The following is an 18,113-nucleotide window of genomic DNA, read 5'->3' on the forward strand; positions in this document are numbered from 1 at the left end:
GGCGGCTCCTTGAGGCTCGGGATTGGTCAGGTTCGGGTGGCGGTCGGCTCGCGGTCGTGGATGACGACGGCATCGACGGCGAGCGCGCCGCGCCCTTCGGGCAGGACCATCAACGGATTGACGTCGATGGCAACGAGGCTCGAGGCGTTTGCCTCGGCATATCGCGCGACCGCCAGGATTGCATCGATCGCGGCCTCAGTGTCGCCGCGCGCTCCGCCGCGCCAGCCCTCGAGGAGGCGGGAAATCCGCAAGCGGGCCAGACCTGCCGAAATCTCCTCGCGTGTCGTGGGCAGGAGCAGCAGGGTCTTGTCGTTCAGCAGTTCGGCGAACACGCCGCCGGCACCGAGGAGCAGAACGAGTCCGGCGATTGGATCACGATTGACGCCCACGATGAGTTCCGCCACTGGGCGCGGCGCCATACGCTCGACCAGGATGCGGTCGGAGAGGGCAAGGAGGTCGGCGGCGGAGCCACGTACCGATGCCTCGTCGCCGAGCCCGAGGCGGACCCCGCCAATTTCCGTCTTGTGGAGAAATTCAGCGCCGACGACCTTGAGGGCAACGGGAAAGCCGATGTCGAGGGCGGCGGCAACCGCCTCGGACTGCGTTCTGCAGACGCGAGACGAAGGTACCGGGAGGCCAAATTCGGCAAGTGCCGTCTTGGAGGCGGGCTCATCGAGCGGCCGACCGGAGGCGTCGGGGTCGTGGCCGGCCGTTGCGCGCGCGCCGAGGGGGGAGTAGGGCGGGCGTTCGCGGCCGGCTTTCGCTGCGATCGCGATTGCGGCGAGGGCGGCGTCGATGTCGATGAGGGGGGCAATCCCCCGAGCGAGGAGGGCGGCGCCCTGGAGCTCCGGGATGCTTTCGCCGAGCGTTGCAATAACGGCCGCTCGAGCGCCAGTCGTGGCGGCGGCGGCGGCGAAGGCTTCGGTCGCGACGTCCCAATCGGCAGGATCGCAGCGGTCGCGGCGCGGCGGGTCGTTGATGAGGGCGGTCATGTCGAAGGAAGAGCGCATGACGGCGGTAAAGGTCGCCTCGAGGCGTGTGCGGTCGCCCCAGTCGAAGGTGTGATAGTCGAACGGATTGCCGAGGTGGACGAGGTCGTGGAGGGTCGGGCGGATGCGGGCGTGGTCCTCGGGAGTGAAATCGGCGACCTGCACGTCGTGATGGCGCGCGGCGTCGGCAACGAGGAGGGCCTCGCCGCCGGAACAGCTCATGGTGCAGATGCGGTTGGCGGGAAGCGGCCCGAAGACATGGAGCAATTTCATGGCCTCGAGATAGACGGCGAGATTGTCGACGCGGGCAATGCCGATCCGCTCGAGGAGGAGGTCCATCACATCGTCGCTTCCGGCCATGGAGCCGGTGTGCGTCATGGCGATGTCGGAGCCGGCGGCGCTTCGCCCGGCCTTGAGGGCGATGACCGGCACGCCGAGCCGATGGGCAGCGGCGGTCGCTTCGGAAAGGCGCGTCGGATCGCCTAATCCCTCCATCAAGAGGCCGATCGCCGTGACGCGGCCGGTCTCAGCGAGTGCCTCGATCATGTCGGGCATGGCGACGTTGGCCTGATTGCCCATGGCGCAGACATACGCGATCGGAAGGCTGCGGCGGTTCATCGTCACGTTGCAGGCGATGTTGCCGGATTGCAGGAGGAGGGCAACTCCCCGCTCGAGGGGGGCGCCGCCGTGCTCGTCGGGCCAGAGGAGAGCATTGTCGATGTAGTTGATGAGCCCGTAACAGTTCGGGCCGAGGAAGGGCATCGGGCCGGCCGCGGCCGACAGCCTGTCCTGCAGGGCCTTTCCGTCCGGTCCGGTCTCGGCGAAGCCGGAGGCGAAGCAGACCGCACCGCCCGCACCCATTGCCGCCAGGTCGCCGATCACGCGCACGCTTTCGTGACGGTTGACGGCGACGAAAGCGGCGTCCGGCGCAGCGGGAAGGGCGGCCAGATCGGGAAACGTCGGCAGGCCGCACATTTCGGTCCGCGTCGGCGTCACCGGCCAGAGGTTGCCCCTGAAGCCGGTTGCAAGGCAACGCTTGACGACGCGTTCGGCCCAGCGGCCGCCGAGGACGGCGATGCTGCGCGGGGCGAGCAGGCGGGAGAAGTCGCGGCGGCCAGGGCCCGTCGGTCGGGGGGGTGCGGTGGTGCTCATCTAGGCTCCGAGAGGACGCAAAAGGGCACGCGAGATGATATGGCGCTGGATTTCGCTCGTTCCTTCCCAGATGCGCTCGACGCGCGCGTCGCGCCAGATGCGCTCCAGAGGCAGGTCCGACATGAGGCCCATGCCGCCGTGGATCTGGATGGCCTCGTCGGCGACCATGGCGAGCACCTCGGTCGCCTTGAGCTTGGCCATCGCCATGTCCTCGTCGCGCACGGTGCCGTGGTCGAATTTCCACGCCGCCTCGAAGGTGAGGAGTTCGGCGGCCCTCAATTCCATGGCCATGTCGGCGAGCTTGAACGACACGCCCTGGAACTTGCCGATCTGCTGGCCGAACTGGCGCCGGTTGGCGGCCCAATCGACGGCATGGCCGAGGGCACGGTCGGCGCGACCGAGGCAAGTGGCCGCGACCTGGAGGCGGGTCGCGCCCAGCCACTGGTTCGCGACTTCGAAGCCCTTGTGCACCTCGCCGAGGACCTGGCTCTTTGGCAACCGGCAATCGGTGAACTCGAGGATGCAATTGGTGTAGCCGCGATGGGAGACGTTGCGGTAGCCGGGGCGGACGGTGAAGCCGGGGTGGCCCTTGTCGACGAGGAAAGCGGTGATCAGTTTTTTCGGTCCGCGGGGCGTTGTCTCCTCGCCGGTTGCCGCGAACAGGACGACGAAACTCGCCTCGTCGGCGTGGCTGATGAAATGCTTGACGCCATTGACGACGAAATCGTCCCCGTCGGCGCGCGCAAACGTCTTCATGCCGCGCAGGTCCGAGCCGTGGTCGGGCTCGGTCATGGCAAGGCAATCGGTTTTCTCGCCACGCACCGCCGGCAGCAGGTAACGCTCGCGCTGCTCGCCCTCACAGGCCATGAGGATGTTGGAGGGACGGAACACACAGCACCAGTGCAGTGCATAGTTGGCGCGGCCGAGTTCGCGCTCGTAAAGGACCCAGGTGAGGGTGTCGAGGCCGGCGCCGCCGACGCTTTCGGGCATGTTGGCGGCATAGAGGCCGGCGGCCATGGCCTTGGCGCGCAGTTCATCGCGCAACTCGGGACGCAGGACGCCGGTCCGCTCGATTTCGTCCTCGTGCGGATAAAGTTCCTTTTCGACGAAGCCACGCGTCGTGGCGACGATCATCTCCTGCTCCTCGGTCAAGGCGAAGTGCATCGGTCGGACCCTCCTGGCGCACCCGGTCGCGGGCAAATGGAAATCAGGCGCGCGGCGCGCCGACGTGGCGACCGGCCTCGGCCGGACGGGGGAGGGCGGCGTGAGCCTCGGCGACGGCACGCAGCCTTGCTTCGACTTCGGGTGCGGCCGGTGTCACCCGGCGCGCCTTCAGATCGACGTGCAGCAGCATGTGCTCGCCGGTGGCCAGCAGGGTGTCGTTGCGCCCGTTGTAGAGCCTGTGGAAGAGGTGCATGCGTTTGTCATCCGCACCGAGGACCTGGGTGGTGACGTAGATCGGCTCGAGGGCCTGCACCTCGTCCTTGTGGATGATATGGGTTTCGCCCGTGAAATAGCTCCGTCCAGCGGCGATGTAGCTGTCGTCTGCGCCGACGAAGTGCATCATGGCGTCGGTGGCGTTCGTGAAGGTTTCGAGATAGCGGCTCTCGTTCATGTGGTTGTTGTAGTCGGTCCACTCGGGTCGCACCTGGTCCTCGTAGAGGCGCAAAGGGCGGGAGAGGTCGTGACTGCCGGCGTCGGGAGCCGAGGCATGCGTGCGAGCGAGGAGGCTCGCCTCGTACTCGGAGAGCGTCCTGCCGGCGCCCCAACGGTTCTGGCGGAGCGACTGCATGATGGCAATGAGGTTGTCGTCACGGATGCGCTCGAGCTCGCGGATGGAAAGACCGGCGGCCTGTTCCTCGCACTGGACGGCGATCTTCTCGACCAGTTCGTCCGTCATCTCGGGCGTGTCCATGAGCTTGGTCCACGGCCATTTGAGCGCGGGGCCGAACTGCGCCATGAAATGGCGCATGCCCGCCTCGCCACCGGCGATGTTGAAGACCTGGAAGGTGCCCATCTGGGCCCAGCGGAGGCCGCAACCATAGCGGATAGCGTCGTCGATCTCGGCGGCCGTCGCGATGTCGTCGTGAACGAGCCAGAGGGCCTCGCGCCAAAGGGCCTCCATGAGGCGGTCGGCGATGAAGGCGTCGATTTCCTTGCGCACGACCAGGGGATGCATTCCGAGCGAGGCATAGAACGATTTCGCGGTCGCGGTCACGGCGAGGGCCGTTGCGGGGCTCGGCACGATCTCGACCAAAGGAAGGAGATAAACCGGATTAAAGGGGTGGCCGACGAGGAGCCGTTCCGGATTGCGCATGCCTTCCTGGAGATCGCTCGGCTTGTAGCCGGAGGTCGAGGAGGCGATCACGACGTCCTGCGGAACGAGCGCCTCGATGTCGGCAAAAAGGCGCCTTTTCAATTCGATACGCTCGGGCGCGGCCTCCTGGATGAACTGCGCGCCAGCGAGAGCCTCGGCAAGGTCGGTCGTGACCCGAACACTGCCTTGCCGACCGAGCGGGGCGAGGGTCAGCTTGGACTGGGCGCGGCGGGCGAGGCGCATCACCTCGTCGACCTTGCGTGGCGCCTCGGGATCAGGGTCGACGACGACGACGTCGATGCCGTTGGCCGAGAAGCGGGCGGCCCAGGCTGCCCCGATCACGCCACCGCCGATGCAGGCGGCCTTTTCCACTGCGCTCATTTCTTTCCTCGTTCGACTGACGTCGGGTTGGCGGCGCGCGGCGCTCAGCCGCGCTTCGTGAGAGCGAGGCGCTTGCGAACATCCGCCGGGCCGATGACGGTCGCGCCCATCGCCTCGAGGATGGTCACGGCGCGCTCGACGAGTTGCCCGTTCGTTGCGAGCACGCCGCGCGAGAGGTAAATATTGTCCTCGAGACCGACCCTGACGTTGCCGCCGGCCAGCGCCGAATGGGCAACCCAGGGCATCTGCATGCGGCCGATGGCAAAGCTGGACCAGATCGAGCCGGGTGGCAGGTTGTTGACCATGCCCATGAACGTGTTGGTGTCGGCCGGCGCGCCATAGGGAATGCCCATGCAGAGCTGGATGAGGGCGGGAGAGTCGATCAATCCCTCCCGCATCAGGTCCTTGACCTGCCAGAGGTGGCCGGTGTCGAAGACCTCGCATTCGGGCTTGACGCCGAGTTCCTTGATCCTCTTGGCCATGGCGCGGAGCATGTCGACGGAGTTGACCATGATGTAGTCGCCACCGGCGAGGAAGTTCATGGTGCCGCAGTCGAGGGTGCAGATCTCGGGGAGCAATTCGGCGACGTGGGCGAGACGCTCCTCGGCGCCGGCCATGTCGGTGCCCTTTTCCTTGAGCGGCAGGGGGCGCTCGGGCGAGCCGAGCACGAGGTCGCCGCCCATGCCGGCGGTGAGGTTGATGACGGCATCGACGCCCGAGGAGCGGATGCGGTCGACAGCTTCCTTGTAGAGGGCAACGGAGCGGGAACCGGCACCCGTTGCGGGATCGCGGACGTGGAGGTGGACGACGGCGGCGCCCGCCTTGGCGGCCTCGATAGCCGAGGCGGCGATTTCCGCGGGGGTGACCGGAACCTTGTCGCTCTTGTCGGTGGTGGCGCCGGCGCCAGTCACGGCGCAGGTGACGAAGACCTCCCAGTTCATCGTGGATCGTCTCCTCTTGCTCAGCATGGTGCGAGCCGAGATGCTATTGCGGGTGGCATCGGCATGCTTCACAATTTGCGTGGAAACTCATGCAATTTGCGCAACGCCGCATATCGCCGGACATGCCACGCACGCGGCCGCGCCGGCAACGGTTGGAGGAGGCACGATGCTCTTTCAGGCTCGTGGTGGCACCGCGCCGCTCAGACTCGACTTCCTCTTGCTGGAGGAGTTCACGCTTCTCGGGCTGGCGGCGGCCATGGAGCCGCTTCGGGCGGCGAATCGGGCGGCCGGTCAGGCGCTCTATCGTTGGCGGGTGCTTTCGGCGGACGGGCGACCCGTGGCTTCCTCCAGCGGCATGCAGATGATCGTGGAGGGGGAGTTCAACGCCGAGGCCGAGCGGGATGCGGTGATCTGTGTGGCCTCGTTCGGGGTGGCGCGTCAGGCGGCGGCTCTGGCGCGGCGATTGCGGACGCTGGCGCGCCGAGGGGTGACGCTCGGCGGTATCGATTCGGGTGCCTGGGTGCTGGCGGCGGCGGGGTTGCTCGACGGCTATCGAGCGACCACGCACTGGGAGGATCTGGCCTCGTTCGCGGCGTCGCACCCGGAGGTCGAGGTCGTGCCGGATCGCTACGTCGTCGACCGGGGGCGGATCACGACGGGTGGCGCGACACCGGCCCTCGAGATGGCGCTCGACCTCATCGCCGCCAACCATGGTCTCAACCTCTCGCTGATGGTCGCCAACGCGTTCATCTACGACCACCGCATGCGGGCCGGCGAGCCGCAACCGCTGGTGCCGGTCGGGCGGCTGGCGCTCGATGCGCCGGAGGTGGCGGAGGCGATCCGGATCATGGAACGGACACTCGCCGCGCCGATCGGCGTCGAGGCGATCGCGCGCCGGGTGGGGGTGGCGCGGCGCACGCTCGAGGTTGCGTTCCGCCGTGCGCTGGCGACATCGATCAACGCCTACTATCTCGATCTGCGGCTCGGGCATGCCCGCCGCCTGTTGCAGCACTCGCGGTTGAGCGTCACTGAAATCGCCGACCGCTCAGGCTTTTCCTCCAGCGCGGCGTTCGCACGTGCCTTCCGACGGCAGTTCGGCGAAACGCCTGGGGCCGCGCGGCGAACGGTCAGCGGCGCGGCGGATCGGCCGGGAGAGGCGATTGCAGGTCGCCGCCTTCGGGACTGACGGCAAGTGGCTGGCGGCGCTTGCGAACCAGAACCATGGCGAAGGCGATGACGGCTACGCCGAGCCATGTGTGGTCCTCGGGCCGCTCGGACCAGACGAGGTAGCCGATCGCCGCGGAAAAGAGGAAAATCGAGTAGTCGAACGGCGCTAGTACGCCGATCGACGCAAAACGGCATGCCTGGATGATGAGAATGGTGGCGGCGCCGCCGAGGAGACCAACACCCGTAAAGGCGAGCCACTCGTCCTGCCAGCCGATATCCCAAGCGGGCAAGGCAACAGGCAGTGCGAGGAGGGACATGCCGAGGGGCGTTGCGAGCAGCATGGTGTCCGACTCGCCGCGTGCCGCAAGCTCGCGGGTCATCAGCATCGCCGCGCAATAAAAGACCGTTGCGCCAAGTGCGAGCAGGATGCCTAGAGCCGAGGTATCGTGCCAGTCGAGGCTCCATGGCGAGACGATGAGCAGACCTCCGACGAGGCCGAGGGCGACGAGCCCAGCCTGCCTCAGGCCTATTTTCTCCATACCGAGGAGCCCTGCACTGATGGTCATGAGCACGGGAGCCAGCAGCGTGATGGCGGCCGCCTTGGCCAGGATGAGATACTTGAGGGAGATGAAAAATAAGGCGGTGGCGATCGCCGCCGTCGCGATGCGCGCGAGTTGCATGGCCGGACTGGAGGTCGAGAGGACGAAACGCCGCCGCGTCGCGAGGATGAAGGCGAGGACGGGCAAAAGCGCGAAGGCGCCGCGAAAGAACACGATCTGCGCGAAATCGAAGGTCGCAACGAGATGCTTGGCAAGCGCATCCATCGCAGCGAGGAGGGCGATGGCGATCGTGTAGAGGCCAGCGCCCAGGAGCGGATCGGAGGACAATTGTCCCTTCACGGTGTGATGCCACGCTCGGCGAGGAGACCAACGAACTGGGCCGTGAGGGGGACGGGCGGGCGCGCGGCCCGGGCGATGCCATCGCCGGGATCGTTTCCCCCGTCCGTCGTCGCGCCGGCGGCGCAGGCCGAAAGGCGGTCGAGCAGGGCGATGCCATCCTTGCGCTTCAGGTCGAAATCGCCGCCCGACCACCAGGCGGCGAAGCGCTGGCCTAGGTCGTTGCCCTCGTTGCCGGCACCTTCGAGGGCCGCGACGACGGCCTCGCAGGTGCGTTCCTTGTAGTCGAGGGACTTTGCCGTCGCGACGATCACGCTTGCCTCTTCAGAGGTTAGCCGGCCGGCCGTGAGCGCCAGTTCGCAGGCGTGGCGAATGTTCACCATCGCCTCGGACAGCGGCATGTAGCCGGCCTCGGCGGGGCCATGGATCAGCGCCACCTCGTCGTCGTCCTCATGAACCAGGTCGCGGTAGTCGGCGAAGATGCGGCCGACACCTTCCATGCCGAGGGCGTGGAGCTCGGCGGCACGCAGAGCGCCCATGCTGGATGCGCCGTAGACCCTCGCGCCACGCTCCATGGCCCAGACGATCTCCTTGTGCCAGACCGCACGGGTGGTCTCGAAGAAGCCGTCGATGATCGCGATGTGGCGTGCGCCGTCTGCAACCGCGGTGGCAACATCCCCGGCCGCGGCGGGGGGGCGAAACTCCAATGACGGCCAGCGCGAGAGGTCGCACGCCGAGAGGGTGGGGCCGGCAAAAACGACGATCATCCATTCAGCTCCTCTCGATACGGCGGCCTGCGGCAGAAGACTGGTCAGGCACCCGCGGTCGGTCCCCCTTCGGAACGGTTGCGATCCTGCACGCAACCTCGAACGTGGTCAAATGCCTGGTGGTCCCGCCGTCGATCGCGAACGGTGTGCGCCGCTTCATCCGATGCCGAGTGGAGCGAGCACGCGTGGCCCCGGTTGGTAACCGACATCGTCATGGGGCGGTTCGAGGCCCGGAACAACGACCTTGGCGACGGAAATATCGGGATGCTCGGGCCAGCCGAGGTCCACCGCGACAGCTTCCTCGATCCCGACGGCCGCAAGGTTCGCGCAGACGCGGCGCAATTCGGCGTCGTAGGTCGGGGTGCACGGATCCGCGGGCCATGAGGGGGCGACCGGGGGGCGCGTGTCGATCTCGAGGCTCTCGCGAATGCGATCGGCGAAATCGCCGTCGATCACATAGTTGCGGGCGAGGAGATCGTCACGGGCGCCGGCGATCAGGGTGAGCCGGTCCTGGGCGGCCTCCGTTATGGCGCGTGACATGGCGATGGACGGACTGGCATGACAACCTGAACCGATGGTGGCGCGCGCCTTCGAGCGCGACGCGGCGAGTCCCTCCCAGATCATGCAATAGGCGCATGGCACGCCGACGTCGCTGGTGATGTCCCAGAGATGGACTTCCATGCCGAGCGAATGGATGCGCTCGATCAGGGCACGGGGGCCATCGAGACAGGGATGGTCGAGGTCGAGGCGGGGAAAGGCGCGCACACGACCGAAGTGGTAATGAAACAGTGTGATGGCATCGCGCTCGATGATCTCATAGAGCGCATGCGTGATCGCCTCGAGGACGTTGTTGCCGGATGCCAGACCGTTCGAGCCCTTGAAAAAAATCCCCTCGGGTCCGCGATCCACCCCGATCGTGAAGTCGTTGGTAACGGTTTCGAGCGGCAAGAGGCGCGGCGTTTGCCCGAGGATGTCGAAGCCCTCGACCCAGGCGAGCGGAGCCTCGTCGAGCGGCGGGGCATCGTCGCGCATGGGCAGGCGCGTGAGGTCGACGGGGCGGCCGAGGCGGGCGACGGTGGCCACTGTCGTGCGGTGAACGGGCAGGCGCAGGTTCTCGGCATGGTGGGCCTCGATCGACTCCATGATCCCCGAGACCTTGGCGGCTTCGAGCGACACCCCCTTGCCGGTGGAAACGCTGACGGAGCGCGACAGCGGGCGCACCACATTGACGACGGGCAGCCCGATCCTGTCGAGCCCTGTGATGTTGGCTACCCGGGTGATCCCGTAACGCGGCAGGAGCGGCATCACGCGATCCAGTGTTTCGCCGGGCGGGCGCGAGCGGAACGTGCCATCGTAAGCGTGGCGGGCCCCGGGCTCGAGGGCGGCCGGGTGGATCAAGTGTGTTGTGGTCCCGGCGGGGGCGGTCGCGAGGCGGGGTCCGGGAGCGGCGTCATCCATCACGAGGCGGGGCTCCAGTAGCGGCTGTGAAGGCAATGGTCATCGTTCGCGTCGGCGACATGGAGCGCCGAAACGCGAGGGCATGAGCTCTTTGCGCCCTGTGACACCACGGGACTGCCTCCACTTCAGCCGACCGGGTGGGTAACGATGGTCGGATCGACAGCGACCGCCCCGATCCGGTCCTGTCGGGCGGTCCGTCGGGCGGGGGCTCCGACGATCTCCCTATACTCAAGAACCGCCGGGAACCCTCAGCCCCGAACAGTCCTGCGATCGATCGTCACGGGCTTTCAAGCGCGCGCTGGAGGCCGCTTCGATCGGTCATTGTTATCACCCGGGACTAATCCGAATCGCCCTTTGATATTCAAGTCGAATTCAAACGTTCCATTCATCCGGGATTTAATCCATCCATTCATCCGGGACCAAAACTAGCGGAATCGTTAAACCCCGCGACCTCGACCCTCTCGCATTATCCCTGCGCGATTGATCCTCCTTCAAGCGGGCATGCCGAACCGATCGGCTGCATCCGCCGACGAATTTTGCGACATGGGTTCGGGTGTCGCGTTCAATCGGCAGGGTGCGGGGACAATCCGCCGCACATGCGAGCGAGCGCTTGGCATCGAAAATTTCAATCTGTTCTAAACAATTGATTCTTCGTCTATATTTTCCTTCTCACCTGAGCAGCGCAAGCGTTTCGACCGTGAGGAGAGATCGATTGTCGACCGTCGCGGACCGGAACGAATAATCGCTCCACGGCGATCCGCGACGGTGCATAAGTCAGCGAATGCGTCCGCCGACCTGGGCGGGCGTAACCGCGGTCGCGGAAATACGACCGCCAACTTGAGCCGGAGTCACGGCCTTGGGAGCGATGCGTCCACCAACGTTCGAGGGCGTCTCGATCGCGGTCGTCGCCGTGGATTTTGTCATTTTCCTCTCCTGTTGACAGGTTTCTTAACGCGTCAAGTCAATCATTCAATCGGATGCGTGCAAACGGTATTAATGATGGATTCATCTTCTCCGGTTCGTTGGCAATCGGTTCTCTATGCCGATGCCGTGGCATATTCAGAATCAATGCGGTTGTGCAGATCGGAGACGATCGAGGCAATCGGGGCCGCGCGTCGGTCGTTCTGCGAAGCTGCCGCGCAGTATCACGGCCGCATCGTGGAGATGACGGGCGACAGCGTGCTCGCCGTCTTCAACACCAGCCAGGCGGCCATGCGGGCGGCGCTTTCGGTCCAGCACGCGCTGAGCCGCGGTCACGGCGAGGGCGATGGTCGGGCTCTGAGATTCCGAATCGCCATATGCGAAGGGGAAACCACGGAGGGTGAGGGCGGGCTCTTCGGAGAAGTGATCATCAAGGCGGCCCGCCTCCAGTCCCTGACGGCTCCCGGTTGCATCGGAGTCGACGAGGATGTTTTTCAGGCCCTCGCCCCCAGTCTGCGCGTCTTCGAGCCGAGGCGGATCGGGGGGGTCGCAAAGGCGGGGTCGATGCCTATTCGCGGCATCGAGATCGACCCGGCGGCGATATCGACCGGTTGCCCGCCACCGGTTCCGCGTGGCGCCGGCAGTCGCCTCAGGGCGGTCACCGCGGTCGAGGTGCTGGTGGCCGGAACGACGGACGACGAGGTCCGCGATGTGCTGGCCGGCCGGGTGGTCGATCATCTCGTCGGCGCGGCGTTCGACGTGACGGCGCGACAGGTGCAGCGTGGCCTCAGGAATCTCCTCTCGCGAATGGCCAGGGATGGGGCAGGCTGCGGCGACTACCTGGTGCTGATCGAAGGCGAGCCCGGTTTCGGGCGGTCGGTCAAGCTCGGCATCTACAGCCGCCAGCAACGGAGATTCCTTCTCTCGCGACACTTTGGCTGCCTGGAGTTCGGACACGGTCGAGGACACAATGTCGCGGGGGCGCCGGGTGGCGCGAGCGTCGATACGGTCGCCTCCTATGTCGTCGATACGATCGAGGTCGGTGAGATCGAAGCGAGCGACAACCAGGTCCTCTCCCCCCGTGGCAGTTTCCATCACTACCTCAAGGGAAAGCGTTTGCTTTCCACATACAGCCGGATCGGCATACTGGAAGGCATAAGGGCACTCAGGGAGGCCCTCCATTTCGATCCCGACTATGCGAGGGCACATGCCCTCCTGGCGCGTGGCTATGCCATAGCGTGGCGCTTCGACTGGGCTTGCGGACCGGCTCAGCCGCTCGAGACGGCGATCGAGCACGCGAGCCGGGCGGTGCAGATCGACCCGATCGATCCCGTCTGCGAGCATCAGCTCGGGTTCTGTCACTTCTGGTCGGGTGAGCGCGATCGCGCAGTCTATGCGCTCGAGCGGGCGCGGCGCATGCGGCCAGGGTGCGCGGGTGTGGCCGGCGACCTCGGCATGGTATTCAGCTATCTCGATCGCTGCGACGAGGCGATCGATCTCTTGCAGGCATCGCTCGCCCTCGACGAGACGAATCCGGATTATCGTCTCTGGTCGCTCGGGGATGCCCACTTCGAGAGGGGCGACGACGAGGCGGTTCTGCGCGTGCTCAGCCGGATGCGGGATCCGACTCAATCCTATCGCCTGCTCGCCGCCGCGACCGCGCGCCTCGGCGGTGACCCGCGCCGGCACGTGGACCGCCTCTTGCGGTACCAGCCCGATTTTTCCGTCGAGCGCTGGATCGCCGTGCAGCCGACCATGACCGAGGAGGGGAAAACGGTCTATGCCGAAGCGCTGCGTGCGGCGGGGCTGCCGGGCTGATCGGGATCGCTAGGTGTGCGGCCGTTGGTACCGCCTTGCGACGCACGTTTCATCGATGGGATGATGCAACGTGTTACTGCGGTTTTCCTAACAGCGCCCGGTTGGTTTTCGCCCCTGCTTGGCACAAGAGGTTTACCGGTAGGCGATATAACAATGTCCACGGCCGAAGGCGGGTGCTTCTCGTCGTATGCGAGCGCGGCTCGAGGGGGGACGAATTGGGGGCAGGGATGAAAGGGGGAAGCTGCGCGCAGCGGCAGTTGCGGAGGCTCGTCGACAAGGTGGAGCTCTTCCGGGGGATCGGTGAGCACACGGTGGCAGAAATCAGCCGTCGCGCGCGAGCTGTTTCGTTCGCCGGGGGCGAGGAGATCGTGCGGCTGGGCGAGCCTGCCACGTCACTTTATCTTCTGGCGCTTGGCCGGGCGGAGGTCTCGGTGCTCGGTCTCGATGGACGCAAGGTCGTGGTCAATGTGATCGGCGCGCCCGATCTCTTCGGAGAGATCGCGATCGCCGATGGCGGGCCGCGAACGGCGACGGTGACCGCACTCGAGGCCATCGATTGCTGGATGATCGGGCGCGACGACCTGTTGGCCGCACTGGCGTCCGATGCGTGCCTGTCTCGACGGCTCCTCGAATTGCTGGCGAGACGCTTGCGGGCGATAAACGAACAGTATTTCGAAGCGACGACCCTGTCCGTACCGGTTCGGGCGGCGCGCCAGCTGTTGCGGCTGGAGGGCCGGGCCGGGGTGTCCGGCCAGCCGGTGCGAATTTCGCAGGAGGCGCTCGCGCATCAGGTGGCGGCCTCGCGCGAGCACATGAACCGGGTGCTGACCGGCTGGCGGCGCGGCGGTATCGTGGAGGTGGTACGCGGGGCGATCATCATCCGTGACGGCTCGCGGCTCAGCAAGCTCGCCGGGTTCGATCACGATCGGCCGGCGGGGACGGCGCGCGCCCTGGGTTGACCGACAACGAGCCTGCCGGAGCGCCGCCTATTCAAGCGCCCTTGCGGGCGCGGGCTTCGGCCAATGCCATGTCGATGTAGAGCGCGCGCAGCCGCTTGGCGATGGGGCCCGGTGTGCCATCGCCGAGGGCGATACCGTCGATGCGCACGACGGGGCACACGAACGAAGACGCCGAAGTGATGAACGCTTCGCGCGCGGTCTTGGCCTCCTCGGGCGTGAAACGGCGTTCCTCGACACGCAACTGCGCCTCGCGGGCGAGGTCGAGAACGGCCTTGCGGGTGATGCCGTGCAGGATCTCGTTGCCGAGATGCCGGGTGACGATGGTCCCGTCGGCGGTCACGATGTAGGCGTTGTTCGACGTGCCCTCGGTCACGTATCCGTCCTCGACCATCCAGGCGTCGTCGGCGCCGGCGTCGATCGCCTGCTGTTTTGCGAGGCTCGGGGCGAGCAGCGCGACGGTCTTGATGTCGCGCCGCTTCCAGCGGATGTCCTCCAGGGTGATGACCGAAATGCCTCGTGCCGCGCGCGGGCTGTCGAGAATGCTGGCCGTCTGGGTGAAGAGAACGAGCGAGGGCTTGGGGTCCTTCGGCAGGGCGAAGTCGCGGTCGGCCGCGCCTCGCGTCACCTGCAGATAGACCATGCCTTCGCGCAGCTCGTTGCGCGCGACGAGTTCGCGCTGGACCGCCTCGATCTCCTCGGCGCTCGCGGGGGCCGGCATCGAGAGTTCGCGCATGGAGCGCTCGAGCCTCGTCATGTGGGCGGCATTGTCGATGAGTTCGCCCTCAAGCACCGACGTCACTTCATAGACGCCGTCCGCAAAGAGGAAGCCACGGTCGAAGACGGAGATCTTGGCTTCCGCCTCGGGCAGGAAATGGCCATTCACGTAGACGATGCGGCTCATGGTCGGTCCTCGATCGCTTTGACCAGCGGATGGGCGGCGATACAATCACCATCGAGGAAGTCGAGGCAAGCGCCTTGATCGCGAGGCTGGCGGTCGGGCGGCGTGGTGGGAGTGGTGCGGAACGTGACCGTCGGCAACGGCAAGCGGCTGCTGATCGTGGCCCATGCGCCATCTGCCAACACCTTGCGATTGCGCGAGGCGGTTGAACGGGGCGCGCGCCGCGAGCCGGACGTTTGCGTCGAGGTGGTCGTCAAGGCGCCGCTCGAGGCCGGCCCCGACGACGTGCGCGCGTGCCAGGCGATCGTGCTCGGCACCACCGAGAACCTCGGCACCATGTCCGGTGCGCTCAAGGACTTCTTCGACCGCACCTATTATCCGGTGTTGGAGGAAAAGCAGGGCCTGGCCTACGCCCTCTACGTTCGCGCAGGGCACGATGGAACGGGCACCTGCCGCGCGGTCGCCTCCATCACGACGGGGCTGCGCTGGCGGGCGGTGGCCGAGCCGCTGGTGATGCGTGGGACGTGGCGGGACGGGTTCGTCGGCGAGTGCGAGGAACTCGGCGCGCTGATGGCGGCCGGGCTCGATGCGGGCATCTTTTGACGGCACCGAACGAGCGGCGCTCGCATGCGCTGGGGCAGGGGCGGCACGCTCCGAAGCTCGGCTTTCAATCTCCGACCGGCTCGTCGCCGTCCCGCCGAGGGGCTGCCGCCGGTCCCCAGACGCCGGAGATGAGGTTCGCGGCGAGGAGAGCGGCCGTGTCCGGAGGGCCGGATGTGAACGTGGTGATGGCCCGCTCGAGACGGCAAAGTTCGGCCTCGTGGGCGCGTGCGGCGGCGGATGCCTCGTCCGGTGCGACAGCTGCGAAGCGAAAGCGGGCGCCGGGCGCCATTCGGCCGAGGTGAGGCAGGTCGGCCGAGATCACCGTGGCGATCTTGGGATAGCCGCCGGTCGTCTGGCGATCGGCGAGGAGGACGATCGGTTGGCCGGAGCCGGGCACCTGTATGGCGCCGGTGGCGATGCCGTCGGAGGCGATATTGTAGCCGCCCGCGTGTTCGATCGGGGGGCCGTCGAGGCGCAGGCCCATCCGGTCGGCCTCGCTGCTGACCGTCCACTCGGCTTCGAGAAGTGTCGCAAATCCGCGATCGGTGAAGTGGTCGCGTTGAGGGCCGGGTACGACGCGGATGTAGTCGGCGGGTTGGATCGGCCAGGGCGGCAGGCGGCGCTCGAGGCCGGCTGGGGGACCGTCTTGGCAGAGCGAAAGGCGGTCGCCAACGGCAAGTGCGCGCCCTTCGTGACCACCGAAACGGCCGCGCACATAGGTCGAGGCGCTCCCCATGATCAGCGGTACGTCGAGGCCACCAGCGACCGCGAGGTAGGCGGTCGCGCTCGACGCGAGGGGACCGACAGCGACGCGTTCACCGGCACGCACCGTGACGCTTTCACCCGACTTCACCCGGCGTGGTCCGGAGCCCCCTGTGCCAGCGATCTCGAGGCTTGCCTCAGCCCCGACGACAGCGAGGCGGACCGGTCCGCCCACGGCCTCCAAAGTGGGGCCGACGAGGCGCATCTCGAGGGCGGCGGCACCCGCCGGGGCCCCAGCCAGCGCGTTGGCGAGCCGGTAGGACGCCGCATCGAGCGCGCCCGAGGTCGGCACGCCGAGGCGCTGGTGGCCGAAGCGGCCGCGATCCTGGACGGTCGTGAAGAAGCCCGGCTGACGGACGAGGAGAGCGGCACGGGTCATCGGCGGCCTCCCGTCGATGCGGGGGCTTGCCAGCGGCTCCAGTCGGCGGCCTCGGGCGTGCCCTCGAGCCTGTCGTAATCGGCCCGCGGGATGGCGATGAAGCGCACGCTGTCACCCGGCGCAAGGAGGGTCGGGGGCTCGCGCTCGAGGGTAAAGAGCGGAACCGGCGTGCGCCCGAGGATGTGCCAGCCGCCCGGGCTCTCGAGCGGGTAGACGATGGTGAGGCCGACGGCAATCGACACCGAACCGCGCGGCACACGCACGCGTGGATCGAGGCGGCGTGGCAGGTCGATGGCCGGGGCGATGTCGCCCATGTAGGGCAGGCCCGGAAGGAAGCCGATCATGTAGACGAGGTAGGTGGCGTCGCTGTGGAGGCGCACGACCTCGTCGACGGACAGTTCGCGGGAGCGGGCCACGTCGTCGAGGTCGAGGCCGAATTCGGGATCGTAACAGACCGGGATGTGCCAGGTGCGCGGGGAATCCTCGATGGACGTGAGGCCGGCGACGAGGCCCTGCAACTCCGCCTCGAGGTCGGACGGCTTCCAGACGAGCGGATCATAGTGAACGGTGAGCGAGCGGAACGTCGGGATGGTCTCGACGATGCCGGCGAGCGCGGCCTCTGCGACCCGGCGGTCGAGCGCCAGGATGCGGCGGCTCGTCTCTCGCTCGACGTTGGTCGCGAACTCGATCGTCAGCGCCGTGTCGCCCATGGGCAGGAAGCGAGGTGATGTCGTCATGGCTGTGGCTCGGCTCCGACCCGCGACACTGCGGCAACCGTCGAGGATGCGCCGCTTGCGCGATGCGAGGATGGCGTCTTGGGACCGCCCGATTGGACAGGCCGACACGGGCCGGGCCATAGTGCGCGGGTCGATCTCTTTGTCCAGCCCGCACCGGTGAATGCCATGTCCGACCGCATCAACATCAACGCCGACATGGCGGAAGGCTTCGGGGCCTACGACATCGGCGACGACGACGCGTTGCTCGATATCGTGCGAACGGCCAACGTCGCCTGCGGATTTCATGGAGGCGATGCGGCAACCATGCGGCGGGTCGCGATCGCGGCGGCGGCCAAGGGGGTCAGCATCGGGGCGCATCCCGGGTTCGACGATCTGTGGGGCTTCGGGCGGCGGCAGATCAGGATGAATGCCGACGAACTCGAGTATCAGTGCGCCTATCAGATCGGGGCGATGCAGGCGATGGCGCACTACGCGGGCATCGCCGTCACGCATGTCAAGGCGCACGGGGCGCTCAACAACATGGCCTGCACCGACCGGGGCTATGCAATGGCGATCGCGCGGGCGGTCAAGGTGGTGGATGCCGGCCTCATTCATCTGGTGATGCCGGGCACGGAGTTGGAGCGGGTCTCGCGCGAGCTGGGGCTGGTGACGGCGCTCGAAGCGTTCGTCGATCGCACCTACGAGGACGATGGTACGCTGACGCCGAGGAGCATGGCCGGCTCCGTGATCCGCGACGAGGCGGTGGCGAGCGCGCGGGCGGTGCGTATGGTGACGACCGGCGAGATCGTCGCACGGAGCGGCAAAGTACTGCGCCTGCCGTTCCATTCGCTCTGCGTGCATGGCGACGAGCCGACGGCGGTCGCGGTGGCACGGGCGGTGAGGCGCGGGCTCGAGGCGGCCGGCGTCTCGGTCGTGACGCTGCCGGAAATGCTGGTGGACGGGGCGGCCTAGCGCTGCTGGTTCCTCAT

The 18,113-nt window shown here is 67.1% G+C and carries 15 protein-coding genes; 5 read left to right on the forward strand and 10 right to left on the reverse strand.

Annotation, left to right across the window (positions count from 1 at the left end; all coding sequences use genetic code 11):
* Positions 1-26: 26 nt before the first annotated feature.
* Genes GC150_00860 through GC150_00875 form a run of 4 tightly spaced genes read right to left on the reverse strand, consistent with a single transcriptional unit; the run spans position 27 to position 5,780 of the window.
* Positions 27-2,141, reverse strand: coding sequence for a CoA-binding protein (locus GC150_00860; protein MBI1383449.1), 2,115 nt, complete (start codon positions 2,139-2,141; stop codon positions 27-29).
* Entirely contained in the window at positions 2,142-3,305 is a 1,164-nt protein-coding gene (locus GC150_00865) for an acyl-CoA dehydrogenase (GenBank protein ID MBI1383450.1), read from the reverse strand. It lies immediately after the preceding gene.
* A 43-nt stretch (positions 3,306-3,348) separates the two neighbouring features.
* The gene (locus tag GC150_00870; protein ID MBI1383451.1) at positions 3,349-4,839 is read right to left on the reverse strand and encodes a carnitine 3-dehydrogenase; all 1,491 of its coding nucleotides are present in this window, start codon (positions 4,837-4,839) and stop codon (positions 3,349-3,351) included.
* Between the two features lie 44 nt (positions 4,840-4,883).
* The gene (locus GC150_00875; GenBank protein ID MBI1383452.1) at positions 4,884-5,780 is read right to left on the reverse strand and encodes a 3-keto-5-aminohexanoate cleavage protein; all 897 of its coding nucleotides are present in this window, start codon (positions 5,778-5,780) and stop codon (positions 4,884-4,886) included.
* Between GC150_00875 and GC150_00880 the strand changes: the two genes are divergently transcribed.
* Positions 5,758-6,966, forward strand: coding sequence for a helix-turn-helix domain-containing protein (locus GC150_00880; GenBank protein MBI1383453.1), 1,209 nt, complete (start codon positions 5,758-5,760; stop codon positions 6,964-6,966). The genes GC150_00875 and GC150_00880 overlap by 23 nt on opposite strands.
* Here the strand turns inward: GC150_00880 and GC150_00885 are convergent.
* From GC150_00885 to GC150_00895, 3 genes are all read right to left on the reverse strand, one after another.
* Entirely contained in the window at positions 6,908-7,834 is a 927-nt protein-coding gene (locus GC150_00885; GenBank protein MBI1383454.1) for an EamA family transporter, read from the reverse strand. The genes GC150_00880 and GC150_00885 overlap by 59 nt on opposite strands.
* A gap of 8 nt (positions 7,835-7,842) precedes the next feature.
* Complete coding sequence (locus GC150_00890; protein MBI1383455.1) at positions 7,843-8,610, reverse strand: tfuA protein; 768 nt, start codon at positions 8,608-8,610, stop codon at positions 7,843-7,845.
* 156 nt (positions 8,611-8,766) lie between these two features.
* A complete protein-coding gene (locus GC150_00895) occupies positions 8,767-10,071 on the reverse strand; it encodes a hypothetical protein (GenBank protein ID MBI1383456.1) in 1,305 nt (434 codons plus the stop codon).
* 1,071 nt (positions 10,072-11,142) lie between these two features.
* On the opposite strand from GC150_00895, the gene GC150_00900 reads away from it, so the two are divergent.
* Complete coding sequence (locus GC150_00900; protein ID MBI1383457.1) at positions 11,143-12,807, forward strand: hypothetical protein; 1,665 nt, start codon at positions 11,143-11,145, stop codon at positions 12,805-12,807.
* Positions 12,808-13,034: 227 nt separating this feature from the next.
* Complete coding sequence (locus GC150_00905; GenBank protein ID MBI1383458.1) at positions 13,035-13,766, forward strand: cyclic nucleotide-binding domain-containing protein; 732 nt, start codon at positions 13,035-13,037, stop codon at positions 13,764-13,766.
* Between the two features lie 31 nt (positions 13,767-13,797).
* Here the strand turns inward: GC150_00905 and GC150_00910 are convergent, their stop codons facing one another.
* Positions 13,798-14,667, reverse strand: a complete 870-nt coding sequence (locus GC150_00910) for a D-amino-acid transaminase (protein ID MBI1383459.1) — start codon at positions 14,665-14,667, stop codon at positions 13,798-13,800.
* Positions 14,668-14,790: 123 nt separating this feature from the next.
* On the opposite strand from GC150_00910, the gene GC150_00915 reads away from it, so the two are divergent.
* Positions 14,791-15,267, forward strand: coding sequence for a flavodoxin family protein (locus GC150_00915; protein ID MBI1383460.1), 477 nt, complete (start codon positions 14,791-14,793; stop codon positions 15,265-15,267).
* A 64-nt stretch (positions 15,268-15,331) separates the two neighbouring features.
* On the opposite strand, the gene GC150_00920 is transcribed toward GC150_00915, so the two are convergent.
* Together GC150_00920 and pxpB are read right to left on the reverse strand one after the other, a co-directional pair.
* Entirely contained in the window at positions 15,332-16,408 is a 1,077-nt protein-coding gene (locus GC150_00920; protein MBI1383461.1) for a 5-oxoprolinase/urea amidolyase family protein, read from the reverse strand.
* Positions 16,405-17,430 (reverse strand): 5-oxoprolinase subunit PxpB, encoded by a 1,026-nt coding sequence (pxpB, locus tag GC150_00925; protein ID MBI1383462.1) that lies wholly within the window; start codon positions 17,428-17,430, stop codon positions 16,405-16,407. Before pxpB ends, GC150_00920 begins: the two co-directional genes overlap by 4 nt.
* On the opposite strand from pxpB, the gene pxpA reads away from it, so the two are divergent.
* Complete coding sequence (pxpA, locus tag GC150_00930; GenBank protein ID MBI1383463.1) at positions 17,311-18,096, forward strand: 5-oxoprolinase subunit PxpA; 786 nt, start codon at positions 17,311-17,313, stop codon at positions 18,094-18,096. The genes pxpB and pxpA overlap by 120 nt on opposite strands.
* Positions 18,097-18,113 lie beyond the last annotated feature (17 nt).

This window comes from Hyphomicrobiales bacterium, assembly GCA_016125495.1.
Taxonomy (GTDB): Bacteria; Pseudomonadota; Alphaproteobacteria; order Rhizobiales; family RI-29; genus RI-29.